The organism is Cupriavidus sp. BIS7 (assembly GCF_000292345.1).
In the GTDB taxonomy this organism is placed as follows: domain Bacteria; phylum Pseudomonadota; class Gammaproteobacteria; order Burkholderiales; family Burkholderiaceae; genus Cupriavidus.
In genome coordinates this window covers 56,792-76,394 of record NZ_ALOU01000019.1, presented here as the reverse complement: position 1 = coordinate 76,394, position 19,603 = coordinate 56,792, and the positions used below count along the sequence as shown (strand labels likewise).

The 19,603-nt window shown below is 65.8% G+C and carries 12 protein-coding genes and 1 other RNA gene; 1 reads left to right on the top strand and 12 read right to left on the bottom strand.

The window, feature by feature from the left end:
- Positions 1-51: 51 nt before the first annotated feature.
- From B552_RS0106815 to B552_RS0106770, 10 genes are all read right to left on the bottom strand, one after another.
- Positions 52-1,095: an ABC transporter substrate-binding protein gene (locus B552_RS0106815; RefSeq protein WP_019448253.1), complete on the bottom strand. Its 1,044-nt coding sequence runs from the start codon at positions 1,093-1,095 to the stop codon at positions 52-54.
- 178 nt (positions 1,096-1,273) lie between these two features.
- Positions 1,274-2,248: a tripartite tricarboxylate transporter substrate binding protein gene (locus B552_RS0106810; protein WP_019448252.1), complete on the bottom strand. Its 975-nt coding sequence runs from the start codon at positions 2,246-2,248 to the stop codon at positions 1,274-1,276.
- A gap of 105 nt (positions 2,249-2,353) precedes the next feature.
- A complete protein-coding gene (locus B552_RS0106805; protein WP_019448251.1) occupies positions 2,354-3,322 on the bottom strand; it encodes a hydroxymethylglutaryl-CoA lyase in 969 nt (322 codons plus the stop codon).
- Positions 3,319-4,515: a CaiB/BaiF CoA-transferase family protein gene (locus B552_RS0106800; protein WP_019448250.1), complete on the bottom strand. Its 1,197-nt coding sequence runs from the start codon at positions 4,513-4,515 to the stop codon at positions 3,319-3,321. Before B552_RS0106800 ends, B552_RS0106805 begins: the two co-directional genes overlap by 4 nt.
- Before the next feature lie 267 nt (positions 4,516-4,782).
- On the bottom strand, positions 4,783-5,688 hold the full coding sequence (locus B552_RS0106795; protein WP_019448249.1) for a LysR family transcriptional regulator: 906 nt from the start codon (positions 5,686-5,688) through the stop codon (positions 4,783-4,785).
- 6 nt (positions 5,689-5,694) lie between these two features.
- Positions 5,695-6,309 (bottom strand): recombination mediator RecR, encoded by a 615-nt coding sequence (recR, locus tag B552_RS0106790; RefSeq protein ID WP_019448248.1) that lies wholly within the window; start codon positions 6,307-6,309, stop codon positions 5,695-5,697.
- Between the two features lie 28 nt (positions 6,310-6,337).
- The gene (locus tag B552_RS0106785; protein WP_019448247.1) at positions 6,338-6,664 is read right to left on the bottom strand and encodes a YbaB/EbfC family nucleoid-associated protein; all 327 of its coding nucleotides are present in this window, start codon (positions 6,662-6,664) and stop codon (positions 6,338-6,340) included.
- Between the two features lie 75 nt (positions 6,665-6,739).
- Entirely contained in the window at positions 6,740-9,091 is a 2,352-nt protein-coding gene (locus B552_RS0106780; RefSeq protein WP_026035397.1) for a DNA polymerase III subunit gamma/tau, read from the bottom strand.
- 169 nt (positions 9,092-9,260) lie between these two features.
- A complete protein-coding gene (locus B552_RS28305; protein ID WP_085958765.1) occupies positions 9,261-9,932 on the bottom strand; it encodes a DUF1120 domain-containing protein in 672 nt (223 codons plus the stop codon).
- Between the two features lie 143 nt (positions 9,933-10,075).
- On the bottom strand, positions 10,076-12,565 hold the full coding sequence (locus tag B552_RS0106770) for an adenosylcobalamin-dependent ribonucleoside-diphosphate reductase (protein ID WP_019448245.1): 2,490 nt from the start codon (positions 12,563-12,565) through the stop codon (positions 10,076-10,078).
- A 164-nt stretch (positions 12,566-12,729) separates the two neighbouring features.
- Between B552_RS0106770 and ffs the strand changes: the two genes are divergently transcribed.
- An RNA gene (gene ffs / locus B552_RS28300) (signal recognition particle sRNA small type) lies at positions 12,730-12,828 on the top strand.
- A 137-nt stretch (positions 12,829-12,965) separates the two neighbouring features.
- Here the strand turns inward: ffs and B552_RS0106765 are convergent.
- A complete protein-coding gene (locus tag B552_RS0106765; protein WP_019448244.1) occupies positions 12,966-16,604 on the bottom strand; it encodes an exodeoxyribonuclease V subunit beta in 3,639 nt (1,212 codons plus the stop codon).
- Complete coding sequence (locus B552_RS0106760) at positions 16,601-19,567, bottom strand: PD-(D/E)XK nuclease family protein (RefSeq protein WP_026035396.1); 2,967 nt, start codon at positions 19,565-19,567, stop codon at positions 16,601-16,603. Before B552_RS0106760 ends, B552_RS0106765 begins: the two co-directional genes overlap by 4 nt.
- Positions 19,568-19,603: the final 36 nt, after the last annotated feature.

The following is a 19,603-nucleotide window of genomic DNA, read 5'->3' as shown; positions in this document are numbered from 1 at the left end:
ACGGCTGCCGTGCGGCGGGCGACGAGGGGGCTGTCCGGCTGGACAGGTTACTTACTTGTACTTGGCGTTCGCCTTCTGCACGAACGTGTTCGTGAACGTGTTCTCGAGCTTGATCGTCTTGCCCTTGAGCTCCGGGTCGAACTGCTGCAGCGTGTTCAGCGCCGTCTTCGGACCATCGGCCGGCATCACGCCGTCCGGCGAGATGGCTTCCTTGACCTTGTCCCACGCGGCCAGGTACAGCGCGCGGTCGCCCAGCAGATAGCTTTCCGGCACCGTCTTGACGATGTCCGACGGGCCAGCCTTCTGCAGCCACTTCAGCGCGCGCACCATGGCATTGGTCATCGCCTGCGTGGTATTCGGGTTCTGCTCGATGAACTTGGTCGAGGCGTAGAGGCAGCCCGAAGGCATATTGCCGCCGAACACGGTCTGTGTCTCCTTGATCGTGCGCGTGTCCGAGGCGATCTTTACCTCGTTCTTCTGGGTCAGCATCGAGATCACGGGATCAAGGTTGGCCATCGCGTCGATCTGGCCCGAACGCATTGCCGCCACGGCACCCGCGCTGGCGCCCACGCCGATGAACGACACGTCCGACGGCTTCAGGCCAGCCTTTGCCAGCACGAAGTTCGCCATCATGTTGGTGGACGAACCCGGTGCCGTCACGCCGATCTTCTTGCCCTTCAGGTCGGCAATCGACTTGAAGTTCGGCATCGTCTTGTTGGACACCACCAGCACGATCTGCGGCGCGCGGCCCTGCAGCACGAATTCCTGATAGTGCTGGCCCTTGGCCTGCAGGTTGATCGTGTGTTCGTACGCACCCGACACCACGTCGGCACTGCCGCCCACCACGGCCTGCAGCGCCTTGGCGCCGCCGGCGAAGTCGACGATTTCCACGTCGAGACCTTCGTCCTTGAAATAGCCCAGCCGCTCCGCAATCGTCAGCGGCAGGTAGTAGAACAGGTTCTTGCCCCCGACGGCGATGGTGACCTTGCTCTTCTCCGGCTTGCCCTGCGCCTGCGCGCTGCCGAAGGTGAACCACCCCGCCAGGAACAGCGCCAGCGCAATCAGCAACTGTTTCCAGAAAGTCTTGTTGTACATGTTGCTCTCCTGCCTTTTCTATTTTTGCTTGATTTAGGGGCGGCGCGCCGCAAGGCGGCTTGCGGCGATGCTACCGGAGGCGACGGCTATCCGCATCGGGATCAACACCTAAGCTGCGCCCAATAAAACCATGGCGACCATCGTACGCGCCGCCCCTTTCAGGCAGCTTGCCCGTCAATCATTCCGCGTGGATGTCCGCGGACTTGATCACCTTGGCCCAGCGCTGCAGTTCCGCGCGCTGGTACTGGTCGAGCTGTTGCGGGTTCATGTAGCGTGCTTCGGCGCCAAGGTCCTCGGCCTTTTTGCGGAACGCTTCCGACTTCATGATCTTCTCGATCTCGGTCGTCAGGCGGTCAATCACCGGCTTGGGTGTGCCCGCCGGCGCGTACATCGCAAACCACGACGAGACATCGAGGTCGGGATAGCCCGCTTCCGGTGCGGAAGGCACGTCCTTCAGGCTGGGCAGCCGGGTCTTGCTGGTGACCACCAGCGGACGCAGCCTGCCCGCCGCGATATGGCCCATCAGCGGCGGCGGTGTGGTGATCGTCATGTCGACGTTGCCACCAAGCAGGTCGGTCATCGCCGGCCCCGTGCCCTTGTACGGCACGTGCGTGGTCTGGATGCCGGCCATCTGGTTCAGCAGTTCGGTGGATACGTGCTGCAGCGACCCGTTACCGGACGACGCGTAGTTGAGCTTGTTCGGGTTGGCCTTGGCGTAGGCCACCAGTTCCTTGAGCGATTTCACGGGCAGGCTCGGACGCACCACCAGCACCTGCGGCGCCGACAACAGGTTGGCCACCGGCGCGAAATCCTTGATCGGGTCCCAGGACACCTTGGTCAGCAGCGGCGTGATGACGTGATAGCCCGAGTACTGCACCAGCAGCGTGTAGCCGTCCGGCCTGGCACGTTGCACGGCCTGCGCGGCGATCGTACCGTTGCCGCCCGGCTTGTTGTCGACAACTACCGACTGGCCGAGCGCCCTCGACAGCGGCTCCGAGATCATGCGCGCGGCAAGGTCGGTGGTGCCGCCGGCGGCGGCCGGCACCACGAGCATGATCGAGTGGTCGGGGTACGTTCCACCCTGCGCGGATGCGGATAAGGCCAAACCAGCGGCGGCCAGCAGCGTGCCCACGGTATTCAGTGTGCGTTTCATGGTTGTCTCCGTATGTCTTATTGGGAAATTCGAAAACCTCTTCTGGTTTTCTCCCCTCTCCCGCCCTGCGGGAGAGGGGAGAAAACCGGTGGTCAATACAAGCGATCAAACGTTGGCAAAAAACTCCGCCATCCACGCAGGCGGCCGGTGCGTGCGCAGGCGCGGGCCGGCGCGCAGAAGCTGGCTTGGCACTTCGCGCCGCACCAGGTCCGATACGCCACCGACCACGTCGAGCAGCGCGCCGAGATCGACGCCGGTATCGACGCCCATCGAAGCAAACATGTGCACAAGCTCCTCGGTGCTGACGTTGCCGCTTGCACCTGGCGCGTACGGGCATCCACCCAGGCCGCCTGCTGCGGCATCGAAGCGGCTCACGCCGGTCTGCCATGCGGCAATCGCATTTGCCAGGCCCATGCCGCGCGTGTTGTGCAGATGGATGGTCAGGCCGGTCTGCGGCAACGCGCGCCGGAATGCCTCGCACACGCCCGCCACCTGATTCGGATAGGCCATGCCCGTGGTGTCGCACAGCGTGATTCCTGCCGCGCCGGCATCGGCAAACGTCTTCGCGAGCGTCATGACATCGGCTTCGCTGACGTCGCCCTCGAACGGGCAGCCGAACACGGTGGACAACGAGACGTTCACGGGCACGTTTGCGCGGCCTGCCTCGGCGACCATCGCCAGCAACTGCGCCTGCGACTGCTCGCGCGTCATGCGCAGGTTGGCGCGGTTGTGCGTTTCGCTCGACGACATCACCAGGTTGACTTCGTCGGGCCGGCACGACAACGCGCGTTCCAGGCCGCGCAAGTTCGGCACCAGCACCGTGAGCCGCACGCCGGGCACGCGTTCGACCTGATGCATTACGGCCTCGGCATCTGCCAACGCGGGAATGGCGCGCGCGGATGTGAACGACGTGGCTTCGATGCGCGCAAAGCCGCAATGCGACAACGCGTTGACAAAGGCGACCTTGCCTTCGGTGGGTACCGTCACGGGCTCGATCTGCAGGCCGTCACGCGGCGCCACCTCGTTGATTTCGATCTTCGCCGGACCAGCCAGCGGATAGGTTCGGGCGCTCATGCAATCACTCCACGCGCACGCAGATCGGCAATGGCAGCCGTGTCGAAGCCGGCATCCGCCAGCACGGCGTCGGTATGCTCGCCCAGCGTGGGCGCGCGATCATGGATGGCGCCGGGGTTGCCCGAGAGCTTCGGCATGATGCCGGGCACTTCCACCTGCAAACCCTTCGCCGACGTCACGGTTTCGATCACGCCGCGCGCGCGGTAGTGCGGGTCTTCGGCGATGTCCTTGACGGTGTAGATGCGGCCGGACGGCACGTCCGCCGCGCGCAGCACCTCCAGTGCGGAGGCCACGGTCTGCGTCTTCGTCCAGGCCGTGATTGCGGCGTCGATTTCGTCCACGCGCTGTACGCGGCCATCATTGCGTGCCAGCGCAGGATCGTCGCCAAGGTCATTGCGACCCATCGCGGCCATCAGGCGACGGAAGATCGCATCGCCATTCGCGGCGACCAGCACGTACTCGCCGCAGCCACACAGGTATGCATTCGACGGTGCGATACCGGGCAACGCCCCGCCGGCCGGCTGGCGCACGGCGCCGAACGCCGAGTATTCGGGCAGCAGGCTTTCACTGAGATTGAACAACGACTCGTAGAGCGCCACGTCGATGACCTGCCCTTCCCCACCGCGCGCGTCGCGCTCGTACAGGGCCAGCAGCACGCCAAGCGCGCCATGCAGGCCGGCGATCGTATCGCCGAGCGACAGTCCCGCGCGCACCGGCGGGCGCCCGGGTTCTCCGGTCAGGTAGCGCAAGCCGCTCATCGCCTCCGCAACCGCCGCGAAGCCCGGCTCATCCTTCTTCGGGCCGGTCTGGCCGTAGCCGGACACGCGGACCATGATCAGCTTCGGGTTGTCGGCGTGCAGCACATCCCACCCGAGCCCCCACTTCTCCATCGTGCCCGGGCGGAAGTTCTCGATCAGCACATCGGCTTCGCTGGCCAGCTTGCGCACCAGCGCCTGGCCTTCGGGCTGGCGCAGGTCGATGGCGATCGACTGCTTGTTACGCGACTGGGCTTCCCACCAGACCGAGGTGTCTTCATGCATCATGCGCCACTTTCGCAGCGGGTCGCCCTGGCCGGGCGGCTCCACCTTGACCACCTGTGCGCCGAAATCGGCGAGGGTCTTGGCGGCAAAGGGGCCGGCAATCAGTTGGCCCAGTTCGAGCACGCGGATGCCGTCGAGAATCTGTTGCGCCATGAATGTCTCCGTAGAACTGACCCTGGCGGGGGTAGGTTGGCGTAGTTTCGACGGAGTGTGCCCCAGCAGCGGGGTGATGCGGAATCGGCATTCCGGAAAGCGGGCTTTCTTCGAATGCGAAAGATCAGGAAAAACCCTGAAGAATCTGGGCTTTGGAAACCGTTTCAGAGTGAAGCGCAGCGGTTCTGGCTAGGCGCGGGGCCGCAGACAGTACAAGTAGTACGGCAAGGCCCCGCAACGACGCCAGAATCAGTCTGAAACGGTTTCCTAGAAAGGCGCGCGGTCGCCGCAGAGGTGGGTAATCAACAGTCGTGCGGAAACCGTCAGGCCTGCCGGGTCGCGCATGCCGATCAGCAGCGAACGGCGCGCCCAGGCGTCCTTCAGGCCAACCAGCGACAGGCCCATCGACTTGACGTGCGGCTCGGCCGCGATGCGCGGCAGCACGCCTACGCCAAGACCGGCCATGACCATGCGGCACATCGCATCGAAGCTGCGCACCTGGATGCGCAGGCGGAACTGACGCTCAAGCCGGCTGCTTTCCTCGAGCAGCCGTGCCGCCAGCGACGTCACCTGCGGCAGGCTGACGAAGTCGTATTCGAGTGCGTCGGCATAGTGCACCGGACCGTGCTGCGCGAGCGGATGTCCCGGCGGCGTGATGATGACGAGTTCGTCCTGCCGATACTCGACAGTCACCAGCCCCGCGCACGGCGTGCGGTCGGCAAAGATCCCGACATCGGCCCGGTTTTCCATTACCGCGGCGACGATGTCGCTGCTGTTGTGCTCTTCCAGCTCGATGCGGATGGTTGGATGCTGGCGCATGAACTGCGCGAGGTCATCGGGCAGAAACTGCGTGATGGCCGACGTGTTGGCGCACACGCGAACCTGCCCGCGCACGCCCGACGCATAGTCGGACATCACGCCGGCCATGCGCTCGACGTCCTGCAGGATCGTCAGCGCGTGGTGGAAACAGGCCTGCCCGGCTTCGGTAAGCTGCACGCCGGCGGCGTGGCGAAAGAACAGCGGCGCGCCAACCGCGGTCTCCAGATCAGAGATCCGCTTGCTGGCTGCAGCCACTGCCAGATGAGACTGGCGCGCGCCAGCCGAAATACTGCCTTGCCGAGCCACGGCCACGAACAGGCCCAGCGTGACGAGATCGAAGCGCGCCAGATTCATGGTTGGTTACAGCGTGCGGCGGTCCATCACGGCACGGGCGATGGTGCCTGCGTCGACGTATTCCAGTTCGCCGCCCACTGGTACGCCGCGCGCCAGGCGCGAAACCTTGAGCCCGCGCGCCTTCAGCATTTCGCCGACGTAGTGTGCGGTGGCCTCGCCTTCGCTGGTGAAATTGGTGGCGACGATCACCTCGCTGACCGGACCGCCGAGTTCGGGGTCGGTGGCACGCGCCAGCAGGCGGTCCAGATGGATTTCCTTCGGGCCGACGCCGTCAAGCGGCGACAGCCGCCCCATCAGCACGAAATACTGGCCGCGATAGGTCAGCGTCTGCTCGATCATGCCTTGATCGGCCGGCGTTTCCACCACGCAAAGCAGCGACGCATCGCGCTCGGGATCGCGGCAGGTCTCGCAGATTTCCTGCTCGGTGAACGTGTTGCAGCGCGCGCAATGGCGGATGCCATCGGCGGCCCCGCGCAGCGCGTCGCCAAGCTTGCGCGCGCCTTCGCGGTCATGCTGCAGCAGGTGATATGCCATGCGTTGGGCCGATTTCGGTCCAACGCCGGGCAGCACCTTGAGCGCCTCGATCAGCGCTTGCAGCGAGGTGGGCGGAGCCGCCTTCATGGCATTTCCGCCTGGATGAGGCCAGTCATCAGAACGGCAGCTTGAAGCCCGGAGGCAGCGGCAGGCCCGAGGTCATCGAACCCATTTTTTCCTGCGAGGTGGCTTCGGCCTTGCGCACGGCGTCATTGAACGCGGCGGCGACCAGGTCTTCCAGCAGATCCTTGTCGTCGGCCAGCAGGCTCGGATCGATCGTGACGCGCTTGACGTCGTTCTTGCAGGTCATCAACACCTTCACGAGACCGGCGCCGGACTGGCCTTCGACCTCGATCTGGGCAAGCTGCTCCTGCATCTTCTTCATGTTTTCCTGCATTTGCTGGGCTTGCTTCATCAGCCCGGCCAGTTGACCTTTCATCATGGAATCACTCCTTGGATATATGTGTGAATGGGTGTGGGCGGCGCAGCCTGTATCCCGGGCGGCCGCCTCTGTATATCAGGCTGCGCGCGGCTGGACGGAACCGGGCACGATCTGCCCGCCAAACTCACGCAACAGGCCCTGTACGAACGGGTCGCGGTCGATATCGGCTTCTGCCTCGCGCTGGCGCTCGGCACGCGCGGCCGCATCGACCGCCGCTGCGGTATGGGTGACGCCGCCGATCTCGCACTGGACGCGCACATCGACACCGAAGTGCTCGTTAAGCGCGGCCTGCAGGCGCTCCGCAACGTTGGTTTCTGCGATCGCGGCAACCGGTACACGAAGATGCAGCGTACGTCCGACCACGCGATGCAACTCGCTTTGATGGGCGAGTTGCTGGGCCAGGCCCTTGAGCGGCAGGCCGGCGGCGAGCGCAGGCCAGTCACCCGTGAAAACGGGCGGCGTGCCGTCATCGGATGCACGCGGGGCAACCGGCGGCACGGCAGGCGCCAACGGCACGGCAGGCTCCGGTTCGGGCTCGGGCTTGCGGGCCTGCGCGGGCGGTTGTGCAGATGCAGCCTTGCGCGCGGCACGCGGTGCACGATCGAAACCTTCGGATTCGAAGCCATTGTCGAATCCGCCGAAGTTGGCGTCGTAACCCGGGTCGCTGTCATATGGACCGATCACGGGCAGGTCGGGCGGCAATTCCTCCCACGGCGGCACATCGCTGCCGCCTGCGGCTTCCCACGGCGGCACCGCCTTGGGCTCGGATTTGGCCTCGGGTTTTGCCTCGGGTTGCGGAGCAGGCCTGGCGGCAGGCGCCGGACGGTCGGCGGCAGCGGGCACAGACGCCACTGGTGCGGGTGCCGGAGCGACGGCCGTGGCGGGACGCGAGGCAGAAGGCGGACGCAGCGGCTGGGCGGCCGGGCGCGGACTGGCTGCAGCGGCACTGACACCAGCGTTCGGCGAAGCCGGTATCGCACGCGCGCCGCCTCGCCCTGCCGAGGCCTGTCGCGCGGCGGCCAGCGCGGCACGGGCGGGCGACATGGACGCATCGCTGGCAACCGGAGCCGGGGATGCCTCAACCGGGGCAACTGGAGTACTTGGAGCAGCCGGAGCAACAGGAACAGGGGCAGCAGCGGCAACCACGGCCACCGGTGCCGCAGGCACGGGAGTCGCGGGAGCCACCGCAACCGGCGCAGGCGCCACAGGCGCAGCAGCTGCGGCAGCCATGGCGCGGGGAGCCGGTGTGGCGCTCTGGCCAGCCGGGCGCGGACGCGCCACCTGCTGCCCGCCGCCGCCCTGCCCACCCACTGGCGTGGCCGGTGCCGCGGACGGACGGAATGCCAGCATGCGCAGCAGCGTCATCGTAAAGCCAGCATATTCGTCCGGCGCCAGCGCAAGCTCGCTGCGGCCAAGATTGGCAATCTGGTAGAAGAGCTGAATTTCCTGCGCGTCGAACAATCCGGCCAGCCGGCGTACTTCCTCGGCTTCGGGCCATTCATCCTGCACCGATGCCGGCACGGCCTGGGCCAGTGCCACCTTGTGCAGCAGCGAGCCAAGATCCTGCAATGCGCCGGCAAACGACAGGCTGCGGTCGGCCATCGAATCGGCGATGCCGAGCATGGTGGCGCCATCTTCGGCGGCCAGCGCATCGAGCAGCTGCACCAGGTAGCTCTGGTCGATCGCGCCCAGCATGCCGCGCACGGCCTCTTCCGAAACCTGTCCGGCGCTGTAGGCGATGGCCTGGTCGGTCAGCGACAACGCGTCGCGCATCGACCCATGGGCCGCCTGCGCCAGCAGACGCAGCGCGCTGCCGTCATGGCTGATGCCTTCCTGGCCCAGGATATGGTCGAGGTGCGAGACGATATGGCCCGGCGGCATCTGCTTCAGGTTGAACTGCAGGCAGCGTGACAGCACGGTGACCGGGATCTTTTGCGGATCGGTCGTGGCCAGGATGAACTTGACGTGCCCGGGCGGCTCCTCCAGCGTCTTCAGCATCGCGTTGAAGGCGTGGTTGGTCAGCATGTGCACTTCGTCGATCATGTAGACCTTGAAGCGGCCGACCGTCGGTGCGTAGATGGCCTTGTCGAGCAGTTGCGCCATCTCGTCGACGCCACGGTTCGACGCCGCGTCCATCTCGATGTAGTCGACAAACCGCCCGCTGTCGATCTCCATGCAGGCCTTGCACTGGCCACACGGCTGCGCAGTAATGCCGCCGCTGCCGTCAGGGCCGGTGCAATTGAGGGCCTTGGCCAGGATCCGGGACAGCGTGGTCTTGCCGACGCCACGCGTGCCGGTGAACAGGTAGGCGTGATGCAGCCGTTGCTGTTCCAGCGCGTGCGTGAGCGCGCGGACCACGTGCTCCTGGCCGACCAGCGTGGTGAAATCCCTGGGGCGCCATTTGCGCGCTAGAACTTGATAACTCATGGCGGCGATTGTAGCAAAAGGCGGACCTGAAAAGCCGGTGGTCGATGCGCACCACGATTCGGTGCGGCCAGCCGCCGCCAAGACCGAGCACCCGATCGCGCACACCCCTTAAAAAAAAATCCCATACCCTATGGCATGGGATCTCGGCTCGCCTGAACACCAGGCAAAGTTAGAGATACAGCAAAGTGAAGGTTACGTTTCCGTCAAGCTGAACCCCGCCAGTCAGCGATGGCAATTGACTCTTGGGAGCAATCGCAGCCTGCACGCCAATTTGCTGGACAATAGTTGTGTACGCAGCAGGCTCAGTAGTATCAGGGGCAGCCCACGAGAAACTTCGGATGCCGTGTATAGAATATCCATCACCAGACGCAGTCCAGCTCGTCAGATTGTGCGAATAGATGGACCGCACGACCTCGCCATCGCCAGTCGCCTGCATGCCCGAACTCGGGCCGAGACGGATTGTGTAAGCACCCAGCGCTTGACCATCGGCATTTCCCAGCCCTGCCCAACTAGGGCCATAGTTAACCAACACCCTACCTGCCGCGCTGTTTGCCGTCCCAGTACGATTGTCAGCCGTGGAAAGAGCGACTCTGGTTGCCGCGTCGCACGTGATTGTCATCGAAACAACGACAGGATCCAGTGCGGTCGCAGCATCTTCGGCGAGCGTCACCGCCGAAATCGTTCCATAGTTGACGACGCCATTACCGGAGATACTGACATTGCATGCCGACGGTCGAATCGTCCCTTTTACTGCAAGATCAGCAGTCTCCGCCGCATGGGAGCCAAAGGAGGCTGCCGCCAGCATTGCGGCAAGAGTGGTCAAGCGGAATGTCTTTGTCATGATGATGCTCCGTGAATCAGTGTTGATGGCTTCCCATGCGGGAACACCTGAATTCTGATTCGCTTGCGGCCACCGCGAAATCGCCATTCCCTTAAATTGCTGAACCGCCCCCTCGGCGCGGCTCAGCCATCGTCCGTCAGCGGTTAGCCACACTCCCCCACATACCCGCAATTGGCGCACTTGGCGCAGCCGTCCACTTTGTGCAGGGCGTGCGCGCCACACTCGGGGCACGGCTTGCCCGTGCCGATTCCGGCGGCCAGTTTGGCGGCGGGAGCCGGCTCGGCCGGCGAAGCCAGCGAAACGGCCGCTTCCCCGCCGTCACGCCGCGCCAGACGGGCGGCCAGCGCCGCTACCGGCACCTGGCCGCCCTCATCGTCCAGGAAACCGCGCTTGATCAGGATGCGCTGGATCGCAAAGCTCAGCGCCGCCACCTCGGAATCATGGAAGCGCGGAACCTCGGTGCCGTCCTGGCGCACCAGCGAGCCGTAGCGGACCGTGCCCTTGTCCCACACGACGTTGCGCATATCGCCCAGCGCCTTGGCGATCGGTCCACCCGAGCGCGCCACCATTGACAACAGCCGCATGGTCGACGTGATCCACTGCTGCCCTTCGCTACGCTGCCCGGCCGGCATGAAGAACTCGATCGGTCGTTCGATCGTCACAGGTTGGCCGCCGACGGTGCCGGACACCCGCATGAAGTTGACGGTCAGGTAGACGGTCTTGTGACCCTCGTAAGTCAGGTATTCGACCTTCGAGGTTACGCCTTCGAGGTCGCCGAGCGGCCGGCTGCCGAACGGCCGGGTCAGCGGGTCGTCCTCGCTGGGGGCGGCTGGCGTCGGCGCGGCTGGGGCCGGGGTGACCGACAGTACGGCGCCCAGCACCTGGTTCGGCCGGTACGTGGCCAGCCCCTTGAGCCCCGCCTTCCAGGCTTCGAGGTACAGGTTGCGGAATGCCTCGTACGGATAGTCCTCCGGCACGTTCACGGTCTTGCTGATGCTCGTGTCGATATACGGCTGCACCGCTTCCAGCATCCGCATATGGTCAATCGCCGACATCTGCAGCGCCGTGACGAAGCTGTCCGGCAACTTCTCCATGTCACCGCCCATATGGCGATAGAGCCGCCAGGCGTGATCTGCCACTTCGAACGACCGGTAGCTGTTGTCCGGCATCCGTTTGCGGCGGTTGTAGGTCCACGAGAATGCCGGTTCGATGCCATTCGACGCGTTGTCAGCAAAGGCCAGCGTGATCGTGCCGGTCGGAGCGATGGAGAGCAGATGCGAGTTTCTCAGGCCGTGCTCGCGGATTGCGCCGCGCACGGGCTCCGGCAAGCGGCTCACAAAACCGCCGCTCAGGTAGGCATCGGCATCGAACAGCGGGAACCTGCCCTTCTCATCGGCCAGCTCCGCCGACGCCAGGTACGCATGGTCGCGCATCGTCTCCGATATGCGGCCAGCCAGTTCGCGCGCGGCGTCCGTGTCATAGCGCACCCCCAGCATCACCAGCGCACTGCCAAGACCAAGGAAGCCCAGGCCGATACGGCGCTTGGCCTGCGCCTCGGCCTGCTGCTCGGGCAACGGCCAGAACGTGACATCGAGCACGTTGTCGAGCATCCGCGTCGACACGCGCACGACCTCGGCGAACGCCTCGAAATCGAAACTCGCCTGATCGGTGAACGACTGGCGCACGAAGCGCGTCAGGTTGATCGATCCAAGGCAGCAGCAGCCATACGATGGCAGGGGCTGCTCCGCGCAGGGATTGGTGGCCTCGATCGTCTCGCAGTAATAGAGATTGTTGTCGGCATTGATGCGCGAAAGGAACAGGATGCCCGGCTCCGCATGATCGTAGGTGGCCTGCATGACCTGGTCCCACAGGCGGCGTGCCGGTACGCGGCGGTAGACCCACTGGCCATCGTCACGGCGATAGGCGCCTGCGGCGATCATGTCCATGCCAGGCTCGGCTTCATGGACCAGTTCGACCTCTCCGTCGGCCTCCACGGCCTGCATGAATTCGTCGGTGACGCCGATCGAGATATTGAAGTTGGTCAGGTCGCCACGGTCCTTGGCGTGGATAAAGCTTTCGATATCCGGGTGATCGCAGCGCAGAACGCCCATTTGCGCGCCACGCCGCGCACCGGCCGATTCGACGGTGGCGCACGAGGCATCGAACACCTTCATGAACGACACCGGGCCCGACGCGCGCGAATGCGTGGCACGTACCAGCGCCCCGCCCGGCCGGATCGAGGAAAAGTCATAGCCAACCCCGCCGCCGCGCCGCATGGTCTCGGCGGCCTGGGCTACTGCGGTATAGATGCTTGGCTTGCCGCCACGCGTCTCGGATACCGAATCGCCCACGGGCTGAACGAAACAGTTGATCAGCGTAGCCTGGATGCCAGTGCCAGCCGCGGAGTTGATGCGCCCGGCGGGCACGAAGCCGCTTTCAAGCGCCCACAGGAAGCGCGCGGCCCACGCTTCGCGTTTGTCGGCGGCCTCCACTTCGGCCAGCGCGCGCGCCACGCGACGACGCACGTCGTCGATGGTCTGCTCTTCGCCCTTGGCGTACTTTTCCTGGAGGACTTCAATGGAGATGTCTTGCGGCGCGAGCGCACCGCGGAGGATCTGGTCGTTTGCGTTCATGTCCCAGCCTGTCAGATGAGAACCTATCGGCATCAAATAGCCGCCCGCCATGCTGCCAGCACGAACGGATGCCAACCCCGCGTCAGATCAAATAACCAACCAAAGCCCTTGGCAATTGTACGAAATTGGGAGCACCGCCAAAGGATGCGTTACAATGCCGCTCGGACGGGCCTCCTCGCATGGCGGCGCGGTCAACCTGGTCAGGTCGGGAACGAAGCAGCCACAGCCGTTTTCCACCAGTGCCGAGGGTCAGGCTCGTCCCCCTTCCTCTGTTTTTCTCCGCGTTTTTCCAGCATTCCCCTGCATTCTTCCGATGCACGCGCCTGGCATGTGCGCCGGTTGCATCCGCTTTGCCCAATTGTGCGCCCGTTTTGAGAAACAGGCGCAGCAGGCACCCGTCTCAGAACAATGACCCCTGATGCGTCGTGGCGATAGGCGCGGTTTGCCTCGGCGCGCTGCGCAGGCTCTCCAGATCGATCCATTCGCCGGCCGCGGTGGCCACGCCAGCCTCGATCCGCCTGCCCGGGAAAATCGGCGTCACGGCCGCCACATAGCGCGCCAGCTGCGCGCGATAGGCCGCATGTTCCTGCGGCAATAGCCGGAGCTTGTAGTCGATGATCACGACGCGATCGTCAAACTCCACAAGCCGGTCGATCCGCAGCAGCCGGCCACGATCATCGTAAAGCTCGACTTCGTTGTGCGCTGACACCGCATCGTGCGGAAACAGCAGCGGCCGCAACGCTGTCGCCCCCAGCATGGCGCGCAGGTCCGCCACTGCCGCGTCGGCCTGCTGCTGCCAGCGTTCGCGTGCGTTCGGTGCGCCAGCGCCCGTCAGCGGGAACCAGCGCAGAACCGTCTGGACATCGGGCAAGCCGCCATGTGCCTCCGGGTAGCGCGTCACGCGTTCCAGCAGTGCGTGAAGCAACTCGCCATGTGCCGCCGCATCGGCATCGAACACGATGCCCTCCTTGTCCTCGCCATCGTCCGGCCCCCCGTCATCGGCTGCCTCGACATCCTGCGCCAACAGGCCATCATCGGTTGCGTCGCGATAACGCAGCCGGAAATCGGCATAGCGCACACGTTCGCTCGCTGGCGCCACGGTATTCGCCGCGGCGATATCGGCTTCTGGGTACGCCGTGATCTCGTCGCCAACACGGGCTGCGGCCAGCCGTACGTACCAGCTTCCGGCGATCTCCGCTGCGGGCGCGTCGTCCTTCTCCGCCTTGCTTGCGCGCCCCTTGACGCCGCTGACCAGCAACGCCTGTTGCGCGCGCGTCATCGCCACATAGAGCAGGTTCCAGTTCTCGCGCTCGGCCAGCGAGGCTTCGGCCTCGAACATCGGTGCACGTGCCAGGCCGCGCTCGCTGCGCTTGCCGTAGGCCGAAAAATGCCTCGGCACAGGCGACGCGGGCGGCCAGTCAACCAGGATGCCGCCGCGATCGGCGGCAGGGTCACTGTGGTTTGCGTCGAGCAGAATCACGAATGGCGCTTCCAGCCCCTTCGCCGCGTGCACGGTCAGGATATGCACCGCGTCGAGCTGACTGCTTTCGGCATCGTCGGGCTCGGCCTCGGTGTCTTCCACGGCCTCGCCCATGCCGCCCTCGTCCGGGCTTTCGTCCTCGTCGCCACGACGAATTTCCTGCAACTCGTCGATGAACTTGGGCAGGCTTGGATAGCGCCCCCCGTCGAGATCAAGCGACAGCTTCAGGAACGCATCGAGGTTGGCCAGCACCTGCTCGCGAATCGCCGTCGGTGCGGCCTCTGCATAACGCCGGCGCAACTCGCCCTGATGGTAGATCTGGTCGATAAGGTCGTGCACAGGCTTGTGCGGCGCCAGTGACAGCCACGCACGCAGCCGTACCGCGCCGGTGCGCAGCGCGTCAGTTGCCCCATCGGGCAGCCCGGCGGACTCGATGCGCGCCCACCAGCCGCCCTCGCCTTCCATGGTGGCCAGCAGGACCAGGTCGTCGTCAGTCGCCCCAACGATCGGGCTCTTGAGGACATGTGCGAAGTCGAGGTCGGACTCCGGCGTCATCAGGAACGCCAGCAGCGCCGAGAGATCGAGCGCCTCAAGCGTCGTCAGCAGGCCGCCTCGGCGCGGACTCAGGCATGGGATGCCTGCCTCGCGCAGCGCGCGTTCGTAGTCGGCCAGGAATGTCTTGCGACGCACCAGCAGATGCATGTCGCGCCAGCTTGCCGCGCGTGAGCTATCGCCTTCGCGAACAGGCACCTGGTCACGCAGATAGTGCAGCCATGCCGCCACGCGCCGCCCTTCCTCGTAGCGCAGGGAGTCTGCCTGCTGGATGCGCGGTTGGGTCAGCGTGTCGCGATGGCCATCGGTTCCGGATGCTTCACCAGCCTCCGCGCCATCGGCGCCATCAGCCTCATCGACCCCATCGGCCTCATTGACCTCATCCGCGTCCACAAGCGGCAGCAGCCACACCGGGCCGCCCGGGCCACCCAGCGCCGTTGTCTGCGTTTCATACAGCGGATAGCGGCCTTCCGCACGTGCATGGTCGAACACCGCGTTGACCCAGTCGAGCACCTCCGGCCGATTGCGTCGCGTGCGATTGGTGCGCAGCACGGTGGCACCGAATTCGCCCTGCAGCATCTCGCGTGCGGCATCGAACAGCCGGGCGTCGGCGCGGCGGAAGCGGTAGATCGACTGCTTGGGGTCCCCAACCAGGAATACGCTGGGCTTGTCGCCAAGCCCCTGGTATCCCGCCAACCAGCCCTGCAAAATGCGCCATTGCAGCGGGTTCGTGTCCTGGAACTCGTCAAGCAGCAGATGGCGGTAGCGCGCGTCGAGGCGCACCTGCAGGTACGTCGCGGTTTCCTCGTCGGCCATCAGCTTTGCCGCGAGCCATTCGAGGTCGGCGAAGTCCATCGCGCGCTGATCGCCCTTGTGGCGCTGGTAGCGTTCAAGCAGCGCATCGCCAAGGCGATACAGCGCCAGGTTGATCGCCAGCACCGCGGCTTCGGCGCGGCGTGCCGCAATTTCATCGAGCCTTGCGCAGTGATCGGCATGGTGCGCCAGCAGGTCGTCCACCGCGCCCTCGCTGCCGCAAACCTTCGTCAGCGCGGCGGTGCGGCGCAGCGAACGCGGCTTGCCGGCATCGGTAAAGAACGCGGCACGCAGTCGCTGGAAGGCCTCCGCGGCAGGCTCACCGGGCGCTGCGCCCGCATCGCGCCACGCGCGAATCGCGCGCAGCCCCTCGACGAGCTTCGACGCATGCCCCTGCTCGCTCTTGCCGCCACGCCCCAACAGCACTGCCAGTTGCGCGCAATCCTCGATCCAGTCATCGTCGCAGAGCGCGTCTGTCAGGATGTCGGTCGTGGCGTCGTCACCAAGGTCCTCGGCGAGCTTCGCCGCGGGATCACCGGCCTCCTTGAACGCAAACCATTCGTTGCGCGCGTGGAACATGCGGTCGAGCAGACCGCGAGCCTGAAAATCGCCGATCGCGTCAACCAGCGTTTCGTACGATTCGCGCAGATCGGCATATTGCGGTTGCGCCAGCGCGCGCCAGAACGGCGCCCACGCCTCCCGCTTCATGCGCAGCGCATCTTCACGCAGCGAAGCGCCCGGAACAATGCCCGACGACAGCGGCGCGCCACGCAGCAGCGTTCCGAACCAGCCGTGGAACGTGTCGATCGCCATCCGCCCCGGCGACGCCAACACCTGCGCATGCAGCATGCGTGCGCGCGGCAACGCCGCACGTGCGGCATCGGGAGACAGGCCGCGCATTTCAAGCTGGGCGAGCACCGCGTCGTCGGACCCGCTGGCAAGCTGGGAAAGCACTTCGAGCAGACGCTCGCGCATTTCCTCGGCAGCCTTGCGTGTGAACGTGATGGCCAGGATTTCATGGGGCGCCGCACCGGACAGCAGCAGCCGCACCAGACGCGCCACCAGCAGCCATGTCTTGCCGCTGCCCGCGCAGGCCTCTACCACCACGGAGCGGCCGGGGTCACAAGCGGCACGCGTGAAATCGGCTTCGCCAACGGGCTGGCCATCGCGCAGATAGGCATGAATTTCCGTCATCGCTGCAGATCGGGCAAGGTGGTGGATTCCCAGAAGCCCTTGCGGCACAGGCCGCGAGCTTCGCAATAGGTGCAGGCGGATGCATCGCCCATTGCGGGCAGCCGGGCCCCTTCGCGCAAGCGCCCGACATCATGGCGCAACTGACGTTCGAGCCAGGTCACGGCGGCCTGGAACTCCGGCAGATCGACTTCGCGCTGCGCGCCCGGCGAGCTGTCGCGACCTCCCTGCTTCACGCCTTCCAGCGCCACCCAGCTTCCCGCCACGGCGTCAGCGCGCAGCAGCCCGTAAAACGCAAGCTGGCAGTCTTCCTCGGCATCGCCAACCTTGCGGCGCAGCTTGCTGGCCGGTTGCGTCTTGTAGTCGAGCACCGCGTGCGCGCCATCGGGCCCCTTGTCGAGCCTGTCGATTCGGCCGGTCAAATGCAACGGCTGGCCATCCGGCATCGCCACGTCCACACCGGCATCGAATTCACCGCCTCGCCATTGCCAGCCGGCTTCCTCGCGCGCGGCCTGCCAGGCCACGTACGACGGCAGAACTTCGCACCAGCGGCGGTAGTAGCTGATCGCGTTGCCGTCCTCATCGATCTGCTTGCCGAAGACGGTGGCCGAGATCTCCTGCAAGCGCGCCAGGCGCCGGTCGCTATCGGTAGCGTTGCGGCGCTCGCCCGAGGCGTGCATCTCTTCGTGGTACTGCAGCAGCACGCGGTGCAGCAGATTGCCGATGTCGCGCTTCTCCAGATCGTCATTCAGGGTATCGAGCCCGGCGAGCCCGAGCATGCGGCCCGCGAAGAACTGGTACGGGCAGCGGCGCAGCATGTTGTATGCCTGTGCGCTCCAGCGTGCGGGTACGCGCTCGGGTGCCGTCGGCGCAGGCATATGGCCCGGCAGCGCAAACGCGTCGTGCAGGCTCGGCGCGGCACTGGCTTCGATCGGCTCGCCGGCGCGCGCGCAACTTGCTGACAACCGTTCGATCCACCCCGAGACGTGATGCGGCTCGCCCCGGCTGCCATAGCGTTGCCATGTCAGCACCACGTCGTCATTGTTGAGCAGCACCTCGGCCAGGTCGCGGGCCTGCTGGGCAAAGCGCGCCTCGCGGTCTTCGAGTTCAAGCTCCCGCCGCATCTGGTTGGAGAAGAACATTAGCTCGGCCGCGCTCGACGGCAACTGTGCATCGTCACAGCCAACCACCACGACGCCGTCGAAACGGCGCATCCGCGCACCGTTGAGCGGCAGGATCGTGATACGCGACTGGCTTGGCGCCGATGGTTCCTTGTAGGCCACCGATTCGAGCAAGGCCGACAACATCGCACGAAATTCCTGCTGGTTCAGCGTAGCGTGGCTGCCGGTCTCGTCCTCGGGCAGTTCAGCGATGCGTGCCAGCGCATCCAGCAGTTGCCGCCCGGCATCGTCGTCGGCCAGCGCGGCGCGCATGCCAAGCGTGTCGAGCATGGCATCGAGCCGTTCGAGCCAGACCGCAAGCGGCTGCTGCGCAAGCCCTCGCGGCCACCGCGCGGCTTCATCCGCGAGCGTGGCAATCAGCGTGCGTGCCGCGGTGCGCGTCTGCAGCAGCGCATCGCTGGCTTCCATCGTTTCCGCATCTACCGGCACACCGGCCGCTGGTTCGCGCTCGGCAAACAGGTGCAGCAACCTCGCCCAGCCCCCGGTGATGACGGCCCGGCGAATCTGGCGCTCCATCAGCGCGATGGCCGCGCCGCGATGCTCGAACGCGGACAGGCAGAACGGGCTCTTGAGCAGATCGAGCAAGGCTGCGGCATCGCCGTCGCGCGCGAGCACGTCAAACCAGCGCATCAGCGCCGCAGCGGCGCGCGTGGTCGAGAGCTTCCATCCGGTTTCATCGCGTACCGGCGCTCCGGCCCGCGCCAGCAATGCGCGCGCGCGGCGCGCAACCACACGGTCGTGGGCCACCAGCGCCACATGCTTGCGGCCTTCGTTGAGCCATTGCACAAGCTGGCTCGCGGCGGCGGTGGCTTCGTCTTCGAAGCGCGCGCTGCCGATCACGCGAACGCGCGGGCGTTCGGCCGGCAATTCCGGCGGCAAGGCCAGCGGCGCCAGCGGTTCCACGTCTTCGCCGCCGTCCTCACCGTCGCCTTCGCCTTCATCCTTGCCTTCAACTTCGGCGCCGCGGCGGGCCTCTGGCCACAGCGCGAGCAACGAGCGGTACCAGCCGGATGCGCCGTCGTCCAGTGTGCCGCCAGACCAGTCGTAGCCGACCTCCAGCGTCGGCACGAGTTCGCCGGCCTGCTGCAGGAACCTTGCTTCTATCGGCTCCGGAGGCGTCGGACCAATCCAGACCACCGGGCCGGCGACCTGTTGCGCAAGCCGCTGCAACGCGCGGCGCCGCACCGGGAGCGGATCGTCAGGGCCCGAGAGCATCTGCCAGAACGCCAGGACGATCTGGGCTTCCTGCCCCAGGAACCGCTCCGACAAATGGGCATAGGTGCGCTGCAGGGCGCCATTGAGCAGTTCGGCGCGCTCATCGTGATCGGCACCGTCGATGTCATCGTCGTCGCGGACGGCCGCGTCCTCGAGCCAGCGCGCGCTTAGTTCGTCACTGATCGACAACAGCGTCTGCGCCAGGCCCCAGGCCGCACCTTCGGTCTGGGCGCCAAAGGCAGTCCGCAGCCAGTCCTGCGCGCGAATGGCCTGCTGCACGGCAAGCAGGCGTGCGGCATGGCTGCGCGCGGGCCTGGGTTCTGCGGCAAGGTCGGGGGGCAGGTCAAGCAGCCAGTGGCCAAGCGTCAGCACGCGCGGCAGCAGCCGCGGCCGGCCGGCGGCACGCGCGGCGGCATCCAGTGCCTGGCGCACGCCGGGAATCTGAGCGGCCGTGGGCACGACCACGTGCGCCCCGGACGCCGCCGGACCGCAATGGTCAAGGAAGTACCACGTCGCCGTGGCGGCCTGGTCGAGGAAGGACGGGCCGGGAGGAAACGAGAGCCGGGTCATGTATGAAAAGGACGGGGACAAACCCGAGGGCAACCC